Source organism: Actinoallomurus acaciae, assembly GCF_042429965.1.
In the GTDB taxonomy this organism is placed as follows: domain Bacteria; phylum Actinomycetota; class Actinomycetes; order Streptosporangiales; family Streptosporangiaceae; genus Actinoallomurus; species Actinoallomurus acaciae.
On the sequence record NZ_JBHLZP010000328.1, the window covers coordinates 1 to 10,533 of the forward strand.

A 10,533-nucleotide genomic window follows, 5' to 3' on the forward strand; every position below is an offset into this window, starting at 1 on the left:
GGCGCGCGACCTGCTCGGCTCGGCGCTGTACGGCGCGGGCGAGGTCACCCTCGACCGCGCCGTGCATGGCCTGCTGGCCGAGCGGGAGGCGACCGTGGCCGTGGCCGAGTCGCTCACCGGCGGCCTGGTGGGCGCGCGGCTGACCGCCATGCCCGGCTCGTCCGCGACGTTCGCCGGCGGGGTGATCGCCTACGCCACGCCGCTGAAGCACGCGCTGCTCGGCGTGCCGGAGGATCTCCTGGCCGCCCACGGGGCCGTGCATCCCGATGTGGCGGTCGCGATGGCCCAGGGCGTACGGGAGCGTCTGGGGGCCTCCTACGGTCTCGCGGTGACCGGTGTGGCCGGTCCGGAGCCTCAGGACGGGCATCCGGTGGGCACCGTTCATGTCGCCGTGGCCGATTCCGGCGGCGTCGTCGCGACACGTTCTCCGGCCCTTCCGGTGCCCGCCGACGGCGAGCGCGCGCGGTCGATCGTCCGGGAGATGACGGTCGTACACGCCCTTGACCTGCTACGGCGTGTCATGCTCGGGCTCGAGGGAAGTGATCCTTGGCCGGGCTGGGCGGAAGATCGGGAAGAACCAGGCTGATTACAGCGTTACGTCGGAAGCGAACACGAAAGCTTCGGTCTGCCACCTGCCTCGTCAAGACAGGTACGGTGGAACCACAAGAAGGGTCAGGACTCATCGGAGGGAGCGAGACATGGTCCTGCTTCGTCAGCTGCTCGGTGACGTTCTCCGGCAGCTGCGGCTGCGCCAAGGCCGTACCCTCCGGGAGGTTTCGGCGGCGGCGAGAGTGTCGCTGGGTTATCTGTCCGAGGTCGAACGAGGACAGAAAGAAGCCTCTTCCGAGCTGCTCGCGTCGATCTGCAAGGCACTCGGGGTGCCCCTCTCACACGTCCTGCGCGATGTCTCGGACCAGCTCGCGCTGGCCGAGCTCCAGCAGGAGCCGGTGATGTCGGGTGCGCCGGAGCACGAGCGTCTCGACGGCGAGTCCATTACGGCGGACAGCATCCCGGCAACTCCGGAGACGATCGAGAGCGCACTCCGCGCCGACATGGTGGCGGCCTGAGCCCAGGCCCCGCCCACGGCATCTCGATGCCCCGTTCCGCGTTCGCGCGGAACGGGGCATTCGTCGTCTGATCAGCGAACTTTTACGTAATCCAGATCACGGTTACCCACCAGATCGCGGGGAAGTTCCGCCAGTAGTGAGGTTGTCACTCTGGCGAAAGGAGATCTGGCGATGACGACGGTCAAGAGCTCGCTCTCGGATGAGGCGCGCAGGACGACCGGAGCGATACTGCAGGAGTCCCTGATCGACCTGATCGACCTGCACCTGTCCGCCAAGCAGGCACACTGGAACCTCACCGGCCGCAACTTCCGCTCCATTCACCTCCAGCTCGACGAGGTCGTCGACCTGGCGCGTGAGTACGCGGACACGGTGGCCGAGAGGGCGGTCGCGATCGGCGTCAACCCGGATGGCCGGGCACGCACCGTGGCCGAGAAGACCAGGCTGCACCAGCTGGAGACCGGATGGCTGCCCGATGACAAGGTGATCGCCGCCATCACCGACATGCTGGGGGAGATGGGCAGGCGCTTCCGCGAGCGCATCGAGAAACTCGACGAGACGGACCTGGTGACCCAGGACATCCTGATCTCGGCGGCCAAGGGTCTGGACAAGCAGCACTGGATGTTCGCCGTCCAGCACTGAGCCGAGCCTGGATTCAGGCCCTGCCGGGCTGGCAGGTGGGGCACCAGAAGGTGATGCGTTCCTGCGCCGGGCCGCCCTGGTCGGCGCGCCTGATCCGGCCGCCGCAGCGCCGGCAGGTGCGCCGTCCGTACACCCAGGTCGTCTCGCCGGGGCGTTTCGTGCCCGTCGTGCTCTGGTCGACGCGTGCCTTGTTGGCGTCCAGGAGCCGGCGGGCCAGCTCGACCATGCCCTCGAGATCGTCGACCTCGCCGACGGGCCGCCACGGGTCGACGCCGCGCAGGAACAGCGTCTCGGCCTTGTAGAGGTTGCCGATGCCGGCGAGCCGGGTCTGGTCGAGCAGCGCCTCACCGATCGGGCGGGCGGGATCCTCGCGCAGCCGGCGTACGGCCTCCGCCGGATCCCAGTCGGGCCCGAGCAGGTCGGGCCCGAGCCGGCCGACCACCCGTGCCTCCTGGCCGGTGCGGATGAGCTCCACGACGCCCAGGGAGTAGCCCACGGCCTGCCACTCGGCGTTGGCGAGCACGAGGCGTACGCGGTGGTCGCGGGGGACCGGCGCGCTCGCCGGCCGGATGCGCCAGCTGCCCTCCATGCGCAGATGGGTGTGCACCGTCAGTCCGCCCTCGACCCGGGTGAGCAGGTGCTTTCCGCGAGAGACCACCTCCAGGACGGAGCGCCCGGTGAGGTCGGCGGTGGCCGCCCGCGGAACGCGGAAGTCACTGCGGGTGAGCACACGGCCGGCCAGCGCCTCGTGCAGACGACGGGCGGCCGCCCAGACGACGTCACCCTCGGGCATCGCTCACCGGCCGTCGGGGCAGGACGCTCCCGGGCCTCCTCCTCAGTGGCGGAACGCGGGCGAGTCCCATGCGGCCGGGTCCTCGGTCAGGGCGTGCACGCTGGGCGGCAGCTCGCCCGAGGCGACGTCGGCCAGGCTCACCTGTTCGAGGATGAACCGCTCACTCGCGCGCAGCGCGATCCACACGTGCTGCAACGCCTTGGCCGGGCCCTCGTAGCCGAGGTGCTCGGGACGCTCGCCGCGCACGCCGACCAGCGGCCCGTCGATGGCCCGGATGACGTCGGCCAGGAAGATCTCGCTCGGTGGGCGGGCCAGCCAGTAGCCACCCTCGGGGCCGCGCTGGCTGCGGACCAGACCGGCCCGGCGCAGCTGACTGAGGATGTTCTCGAGGAACTTCGGCGGTATCTGCTGTGCCTCGGCGAGCTGGACCGCCGTGACGGGACGATCGCCGCCGACGGCCAGCTCGGCTGTTGCGCGAAGCGCATAATCGACCCGGGCGGACAGTCTCATAACCCGATTATCCCGCCTCGGATGAGGTGATCGGGCCACCTGCCTCCGATTCTTCGCCCACCAGTCCGATCATCTCGGCCGCGGCACGTGCGTTCGCGCGGGTCGCGCCGTAGGTCGCGACGTACGCGGAGGACCCCGGACGCCACACCGGAAGGCCCATCTCCACCACCACGGCGTCGGACCGGGCCGCCACGAGTGCGGACACCAGCGCGCGATGCCCGGCGTAGCGATGCGCGTCGCGTACGACGATGACGAGCGGACGTCCCGTGGCGCGGGCCAGCAGCTCGCCCGGGTCGGCCGTCGCGACGTCGACCGGCACGGTGTCCGGCACCCAGGGCGAGAACCCCCACGGCACCGGGCCGACCGCGATGTTGGACGGCGCCTGCAGCTCCAGCACCAGCGGGCTCGCCGACACCGCCGGCGAGCCGGTGACCCGTACCGCCCGGCGCGCCGCCTCCAGCCCGACCGCGCGGTCCACCTCGGCCGTGCGCGGTACGGCGAGCCAGGCTCGCAGGGCCGCGACACGCTCCGCGGATCGCTCGAGGCGGTCGCCGGACAGCCGCCCCTCGCGTACCGCCTCCATGATCCGTTCACGGATGGCGTGCACGCTGTCCTCGAACTCCTTGGAGCCGAGGCAGAGCAGGTCCGCCCCTGCGACGAGAGCGCGGACCGCCGCCTCCGGGATGCCCATCGCGCCGCTGGCCGCCCGCATGTCCAGAGCGTCGGTCACGACGACGCCCTCGTACCCGAGCGTGCCGCGCAGCAGCCCGTCGATCGCGGCGGAGGAGAATGTCGCCGGCGCCGCCCCGGTGAGCGCCGGCACGCGGATGTGCGCCGTCATGACCGACTGGACGCCGGCGGCGATCGCCGCACGGAACGGCACCATCTCGCGGCGTTCGAGCAGCGGCAGGTCCACATCCACCGTCGGCACCTCCAGGTGGGAGTCCTGCGAGGTCGCGCCGTGACCGGGGAAGTGCTTGGCGCACGCCACGATCCCGGCCTCCTGCAGGCCCGAGACGGCGGCGGTGATGTGCCGCGCCACCAGCTCCGGATCCGACCCGAACGCGCGGGTGCCGATGATGGGGTTGTCGTCCGCGGTGTTGACGTCCGCGGACGGGGCGAAGTCGAAGTTCACCCCCGCGCCGCGCAGTTCCGCCCCGAGCGAGCGGTGCACCCGCCGCGTGACGGCGGGGTCGTCGAGGGCGCCGAGCGCGGCACTGCCCGGGTACGGGCTGCCCGTCTCGTGCGCGAGGCGGGTCACGTCGCCGCCCTCCTCGTCGATCGCCACCAGCGGGTCGGCCACCTGCCGCATCCGCGCGGTGAGCGCGGCCAGCTCGCCCGCTCCCGGCACGTTGCCGTTGATGGCGAACAGGGTGACGCCGCTCACGCCCCGCTCGAGCCCCTCCAAGACCCAGCGGGGCGCGGCGGCGCCAGGGAACGGCACGAGCAGAGTGGCGTTGACGAGCCTCTCCAGAGACAGGTCGCTCATCGGTCGCTCACCGTTCCTCTTTCCATCAGCGGCTTCGTCCGCTCGGTCATAGGTCGCTCACTCTCAGTACGTTCCCGGGGCCGTCGCCGCGCGGTCATCCCTTCACCGCCCCGGCGACCAGGCCGGACACCATGCGGCGCTGGACGATGAGGAAGAACGCGATGACCGGCAGGGTGAGCAGCGTGGACGCGGCCATGATCGGGCCCCAGTCGTTGCCGGACCGGCCGAAGAAGAACTGCAACATGATCGGCAACGTGGCCTTGTCCTGGTCCTTCAGGAACGTGTACGCGAAGATCAGCTCGTTCCACGCCGTGATGAAGGAGAAGATGCTGGTCGCGACGAGGCCGGGCGCGACGAGTGGCAGCAGCACCCGGAAGAAGGTCCGGATCGGGCCGGCCCCGTCGAGGGCGGCGGCCTCCTCCAGCTCCCGCGGCACCGCCGCGACGAAACCGCGCAGCATCCACGTGCCGAACGGCAGCGCGAACCCGACGTACACCACGGTGAGACCGATCAGGCTGTTGAGCAGGTCCAGCTTCTTGAGGTCGATGAACATCGGGATGACCAGCGCCTCGCACGGCACCATCTGGACCACGAGCAGCACGATCAGGAACGTCGTCCGGAACCGGAAGCGGAACCGGGCGACCGCCGTCGCGGCCAGCAGCGCGAGCAGCCCGGACACCACCACCGTGCCGACCGCCACCACGAGGCTGTTGACGAAGTAGTGCCAGAACGACACGCCGGCGATGCCGCCGTTGAGCACGAAGTCGAAATGGCTCAGCGTCGGATGGAACGGCACCGGGTGCGGGGTGGAGCTGAAGATCTCCTGGTTCGGCTTGAACGCCGTGGAGATCATCCAGAACACCGGGAAGGCCGAGACCACGAACACCGCGACACCGGCGGTGTTCAGCGCGATCCGCCGGAGCCTGCGCGACCTCATCTGACCCCCTCCTGACGGACGACCATGCGGGTGTGGAACGCGGTGACGATCAGCACGAGGACCGTGAGGACCATGGCGATCGCCGAGCCCAGGCCGTACTTGGCGTTCAGCGAGCCGAACGCCTCCGAGTAGCCGTACAGCGAGAGGTTGAACGAGTCGCTGTTGGCGAGCCCGGACAGGACGAACAGCTGGGTGAACACTCGGAAGTCCCAGATCACCGACATGGTCAGCAGCACCCCGAAGACGGGCCGCAGCAGCGGGAAGGTAATCTTCCAGAAGGTGTTCCAGGCGCTCGACCCGTCCACCCTGGCCGCCTCGTACAGCTCTCCCGGCACCGTCCGCAGCCCCGCCAGCACCGAGACGGCGACGAACGGGAAGGACATCCACACCACGCAGATGGTCAGCACGGTGTAGTCCGGCAGCGGGGAGGAGAACCAGTTGTAGTTCTGCCAGCCGCCGCCGACGAGCCAGTCCGGCAGCAGGTCGAGGAACCATCCGACCAGGCCTCCGGTGGTACCGAACAGCCAGGCGAAGATGACCGCCGCGGTGACCGGGGGCGTCGCCCAGGCGATGAGCACGCCGCCCGCGACGAACGCGGACATCCGCCGGCCGAGGCGGTTCAGCAGCAGGCCGACGAGCGTGCCGACGACCAGCGTGGCGGCGACGGCGACGACCGCGAACAGGACGGTGTGCCGCACCGTGGTCCAGAAGAAGCCGTCACCGAGGATCTGGCGGTAGTTGTCGAGCCCGACGCTCTCCGCGGGTTCGCCGCGGAGCTGGCGCAGGCCGACCTTCTGGAACGACATCCGCGCGATCTGCACCACCGGCCAGATCAGCAGCACGGCGATGGTGATGAGCGCGGGCAGGATCAGCAGGTACGGCCCGAGGCGCGGGCGGCGGCGCGTGGGCCGTGCCGGGCCGGACGAGGTCCGGCCCGGCGTGCGCCGCACCGCCTGGACGGTGTCGAGCATGCGGACCCCTTACTGGTTGAGCAGGGTCCCGGCCTGCTCGTCGGCCTTCTTCAGCTCATCGTCGGCCGACTTGCCCTGCATGATGGCCTTGACGGCGTTCGGCAGCACCTTCTTGGACCCCTCGTAGTCGGCCCAGCCCTTGCTCGTGGGGGTGAACTTCACGCCGGAGGCCGCGGCCTGCGCGAACGGGCCCATGATCGGGTCGCTCTGGTACGCACCGCTCTGCAGGATGTCGGTGAACTGCGGCAGGAACTTCAGCGTGTCGGCGAACGCCTTGGAGTTCTTCTTGCTGTCCAGCGTGGTCAGGTAGTCGAACGCGACGTCCTTGTACTTGCTGTCCTTCCAGACGGCCAGGTCCGAGCCGCCGGAGAACACCGGGGCGATGCCGCCGGTCTTGCCGGGGATCGGGAAGACCCCCCAGTTCTTCTCGTCCTTCTTGTTGACCTTCTCCAGCTGGGGGAGCGCCCAGCTGCCGTCCATGTACATGCCGACCCTGCCGAGGGCGAAGTCCTGCTGCGGGCCCTGCAGCTCGTTCTTGCCGACGTACTTGTCCGGCGCCACCTTGTCCTTGTCGACGAGGCCGGCATAGAACTCGATGGCCTCCTTGGCCTGCGGCTGCTCCAGGGTGCCGACCCACTTGTCGCCCTGCTTGGTGGCGACGTCACCGCCGTTGGCCCACACGAAGCTGAGGATGCCGTTGGTGAAGTCGCTCGGCGCGGCGATGCCCGGCACGCCCTTCTTGTCCTGGATCGTCTTTGCCGCGGCCACGAGGTCCGCCCAGGTCTTCGGAGTCTGGATGCCCAGCTTGGTGAACCAGTCCTTGTGGTACCAGACGGCGCGCACGCCCCCGTACCACGGCACGGCGTAGGTCTTGCCGTCGAGCCGGTCGTTGGCGAGGGCGCCCTTGCTGAGGGTCTTGCCCTCGGCCCAGGAGTTCACCTTGTCGGTGACGTCGGCGAAGGCGTCCTGCTCGGCCCAGGACTGAACGTCGGTGTTGCCGACCTCGGTCACGTCCGGACCCGAACCGCCGGCGATCGCGGTCTGGAACTTCTGCGTGGCCTGCGGCCAGGGGATGTACTGCACCTGCACCTCGGTCTTGGGGTGCTTCTGGTGGAACTCCGCCGCGACGCCGTCCAGGAACTTGGTCTGCTCGGGACTGCCGTCGCCCATCTGCCAGACGATGATCTTGGCAGGGTCCGCGCCCTTGGCGTTGTCGTCCGCCTTCTTCTTGCCACCGCAGCCGGTCACGGCCACGGCGAGCGCGACGGCCGCCGCGGCGGCTCTGGTGTACCTCACAATGGAACTCCCTTCGGTACCGCCCGACCGTGGTATTCATGCGTCATGCTGTCGCACGGTCGCGGGGGCGCCTGCCTACAGTCGGGGCTGCGGGGTCTGCCGGATTATGGGGGAGGGGACTGCGTGGACTACTGTGGCCTAAACTAACAGGAAAGTTTCCTAACCAAGAAGAGCTGTTAGCGGATCGAGATGGAAGGTGGCCGGAGATGGCGAGTCGCCCGGGGACGCCAAGACTCCTGCGCGAACTGAATGACCGATCCGCGCTGGATCTCCTGGTGAGCTCGGGACCGCTCACGCGTACGCAGATCGGGGAGCGTACGGGGCTGTCGAAGGTGACCGCGTCCCAGCTGCTGTCGCGGCTGGAGGAGCGCGGCCTGGTCGCCGTCGTGGGGGAGCAGGCCGGAGGCCGCGGCCCCAACGCCGCGCTGTACGCGGTCGTCCCCTCCAGCGCGTACGTGGCCGGCCTCGACGTCGGACCGCGCGGCGTCACGGCGGGCATCGCCGACATCACGGGGCACATCGCCGCCGAGATCAGCGTGGAGCCGGGTGACGACGCCGTCTCACTGGTGCACAACGCCGTCGTCAAGGCGTGCCGCACCGCGAAGGTGCCGCTGGCCAAGCTGCACGCCCTCGTCATCGGCACGCCCGGCGTCGTCGACCCGCGCACCGGCGACGTGGAGTTCATCTACGACCTGCCGCACTGGCACGCGGGCGTCCTGGAGGCCCTCCGCCGCGACCTGCGCCTGCCCGTCGTGATCGAGAACGACGTCAACCTGGGCGCCCTCGCGGAGAAGGAGAACGGCGCGGCGCGCGACGTGGACGACTTCGCCCTGCTGTGGGCCGACCGCGGCCTGGGCCTCGCGGTCGTCCTCGGCGGCCGCCTGCACCGCGGCTTCTCCGGCGGCGCCGGCGAGATCGGCTATCTGCCGGTCCCGGGCGCGGCCCTGCCGGAGAAGGACACCGAGTCGGTCACCTGGGGAATGCCGGCGCTGGCCGGCGGCCTGGGCGCACTCGCCGGCGCGGACGCCGTACGGGACCTGGCGAGGGAACACGGCTTCGACGAACCGACCGCCACCGAGTGCGTACGCGCCGCGGCCTCGGCCGGAGCGTCGGGCGGCCCGTTCCTGGACGCGCTGGCGACGCGGCTGGCGTACGGGGTGGCGTCGGTGACGATCGTGCTGGACCCGGAGCTGATCCTGATCTCCGGCGAACTCGGCCGGGCCGGCGGAGAACGCCTGATCGGCCGTATCCAGGAAGCCGTGGGCCGCATCTGCCCGACCAGCCCCCGGGTGGCCCTGAGCCAGGTCGTCGGCAACCCGGTCCTGCAGGGCGCCCTGCTGGCCGCACTGGACCGCGCCCGCGACGAGGTCTTCTCAAGCGGCGAGTAGGCCGTCAACCCCTTTCCGCCGAAACCCGCGCCCTGCCAACCACCGCCCGCCCTGCCCGCCTGCCGACGACCAAGCCGCCGCTGGCGGCTGGTGGTGCTCGCGTGTGTGGTGCTCGCCCGTGTGGTGCTCGCCCGTGTGGTGCTCGCCCGTGTGGTGCTCGCGTGTGTGGTGCTCGCGTGTGTGGTGCTCGCGTGTGTGGTGCTCGCGTGTGTGGTGCTCGCCGTGTGTGGTGCTCGCCCGTGTGGTGCTCGCCCGTGTGGTCCCCGCCCGCCCGGGGGGCTCCAGCCCACTCTCAGTGTCCAATGCCGGGGCCCGGCGATGGAAGGGGCTCGGCGCGGCTGTGGATAACCCACTTATCGACCGTAGATGCACGGTGTGACGTAGGGCGTTGATAGGTTCTCCGGGCGTCCAAATGTCGCTATTGGGAGGCCGCCCGTGGTGAACGTCCAGCCGCTCAGTGACGGGGATCCCCGTCGGCTGGGGGACTACGACGTGACCGGTCGGCTGGGAGAAGGCGGGCAGGGTGCCGTCTACCTGGGCCGTGGTGCGACCGGCCAGGTCGCCATCAAGCTGCTGCACGCCCAGCTGATCGAGGACGAGCCGGCCCGCGCCCGTTTCGTACGCGAGGTGGAGGTGACCAAGCGGGTCGCCCGCTTCTGCACCGCGCAGGTCCTGTCCGCCGGGATGGCGGGGGACCGCCCGTACATCATCAGCGAGTACGTGCCCGGCCCGTCGCTGCAACACCTGGTCCGCGACGAGGGTCCGCGTCGCGGGTCGGCGCTGGACCGGCTGGCGGTCAACACCGCGACCGCCCTGGCAGCGATCCACCAGGCGGGTGTCGTCCACCGCGACTTCAAGCCGGGCAACGTCCTCATGGGGCCGGACGGCCCGGTCGTGATCGACTTCGGCATCGCGCGGGCCCTGGACGCCAGCGGCACCATGACGAGCGCGGTCAGCCAGGTCGTCGGCACCCCGGCCTTCATGGCGCCGGAGCAGCTCGCCGAGGGGACGATCGGCGCGCCCACGGACATGTTCGCGTGGGCGGTCACGATGGTGTACGCGGCGAGCGGAGCCCCCGCCTTCGGCCACCGCTCCATCCCGCAGGTGATCAACCGGATCCTCAACGCGGAGCCGGATCTGGGCGCCCTGGACGGCCGTCTCCGCCCCGCCGTGGCCGCGTGCCTGTCCAAGGACCCGTCTCGCCGACCCACGGCCCGTCAGCTGATGGACGACCTGATGGGCCACAGCGTCTCCCCGCTCCAAGCGCCCGGCGCCGGCGGGCCGCCCGCACTGGGCAACGCCTTGGCGAGCCGGACCGCGGCGGATGCGGGCGGAGCCTGGATCGGCGGGCAAGGGCCCGGGAACGGTGGGCAAGGGCCCGGGAACGGTGGGCAAAGGACGGGGCACGGCGCGCCCGCGGCGACCGAGCGGATGCCCTCGCCG

General features: G+C 70.5%; 11 protein-coding genes. 5 read left to right on the forward strand and 6 right to left on the reverse strand.

Annotated elements, in window-relative coordinates; genetic code table 11:
* The first annotated feature begins 61 nt into the window (after positions 1 to 61).
* The 3 genes from ACFFNX_RS32775 (at position 62) to ACFFNX_RS32785 (ending at position 1,706) form a co-directional block, all read left to right on the forward strand.
* Entirely contained in the window at positions 62 to 586 is a 525-nt protein-coding gene (locus ACFFNX_RS32775) for a CinA family protein (RefSeq protein ID WP_378209753.1), read from the forward strand.
* Positions 587 to 698: 112 nt separating this feature from the next.
* Positions 699 to 1,067: a helix-turn-helix domain-containing protein gene (locus tag ACFFNX_RS32780; RefSeq protein ID WP_378209743.1), complete on the forward strand. Its 369-nt coding sequence runs from the start codon at positions 699 to 701 to the stop codon at positions 1,065 to 1,067.
* A 171-nt stretch (positions 1,068 to 1,238) separates the two neighbouring features.
* Positions 1,239 to 1,706, forward strand: coding sequence for a Dps family protein (locus ACFFNX_RS32785; RefSeq protein WP_378209744.1), 468 nt, complete (start codon positions 1,239 to 1,241; stop codon positions 1,704 to 1,706).
* A 13-nt stretch (positions 1,707 to 1,719) separates the two neighbouring features.
* Here the strand turns inward: ACFFNX_RS32785 and ACFFNX_RS32790 are convergent, their stop codons facing one another.
* The 6 genes from ACFFNX_RS32790 to ACFFNX_RS32815 form a co-directional block, all read right to left on the reverse strand.
* Positions 1,720 to 2,499 (reverse strand): DNA-formamidopyrimidine glycosylase family protein, encoded by a 780-nt coding sequence (locus ACFFNX_RS32790; protein WP_378209745.1) that lies wholly within the window; start codon positions 2,497 to 2,499, stop codon positions 1,720 to 1,722.
* Positions 2,500 to 2,541: 42 nt separating this feature from the next.
* Positions 2,542 to 3,009, reverse strand: a complete 468-nt coding sequence (locus ACFFNX_RS32795) for an RrF2 family transcriptional regulator (protein ID WP_378209746.1) — start codon at positions 3,007 to 3,009, stop codon at positions 2,542 to 2,544.
* Positions 3,010 to 3,016: 7 nt separating this feature from the next.
* On the reverse strand, positions 3,017 to 4,498 hold the full coding sequence (locus ACFFNX_RS32800) for a glycoside hydrolase family 3 protein (RefSeq protein ID WP_378209747.1): 1,482 nt from the start codon (positions 4,496 to 4,498) through the stop codon (positions 3,017 to 3,019).
* Positions 4,499 to 4,592: 94 nt separating this feature from the next.
* A complete protein-coding gene (locus ACFFNX_RS32805; protein WP_378209748.1) occupies positions 4,593 to 5,435 on the reverse strand; it encodes a carbohydrate ABC transporter permease in 843 nt (280 codons plus the stop codon).
* A complete protein-coding gene (locus tag ACFFNX_RS32810) occupies positions 5,432 to 6,406 on the reverse strand; it encodes a carbohydrate ABC transporter permease (protein WP_378209749.1) in 975 nt (324 codons plus the stop codon). Before ACFFNX_RS32810 ends, ACFFNX_RS32805 begins: the two co-directional genes overlap by 4 nt.
* 9 nt (positions 6,407 to 6,415) lie before the next feature.
* On the reverse strand, positions 6,416 to 7,702 hold the full coding sequence (locus ACFFNX_RS32815; RefSeq protein ID WP_378209750.1) for an extracellular solute-binding protein: 1,287 nt from the start codon (positions 7,700 to 7,702) through the stop codon (positions 6,416 to 6,418).
* Between the two features lie 206 nt (positions 7,703 to 7,908).
* On the opposite strand from ACFFNX_RS32815, the gene ACFFNX_RS32820 reads away from it, so the two are divergent.
* Positions 7,909 to 9,090, forward strand: a complete 1,182-nt coding sequence (locus ACFFNX_RS32820; RefSeq protein WP_378209751.1) for an ROK family transcriptional regulator — start codon at positions 7,909 to 7,911, stop codon at positions 9,088 to 9,090.
* A 435-nt stretch (positions 9,091 to 9,525) separates the two neighbouring features.
* Positions 9,526 to 10,533 (forward strand): serine/threonine-protein kinase (locus ACFFNX_RS32825; protein WP_378209752.1); only part of this gene is annotated, 1,008 nt, incomplete at its 3' end.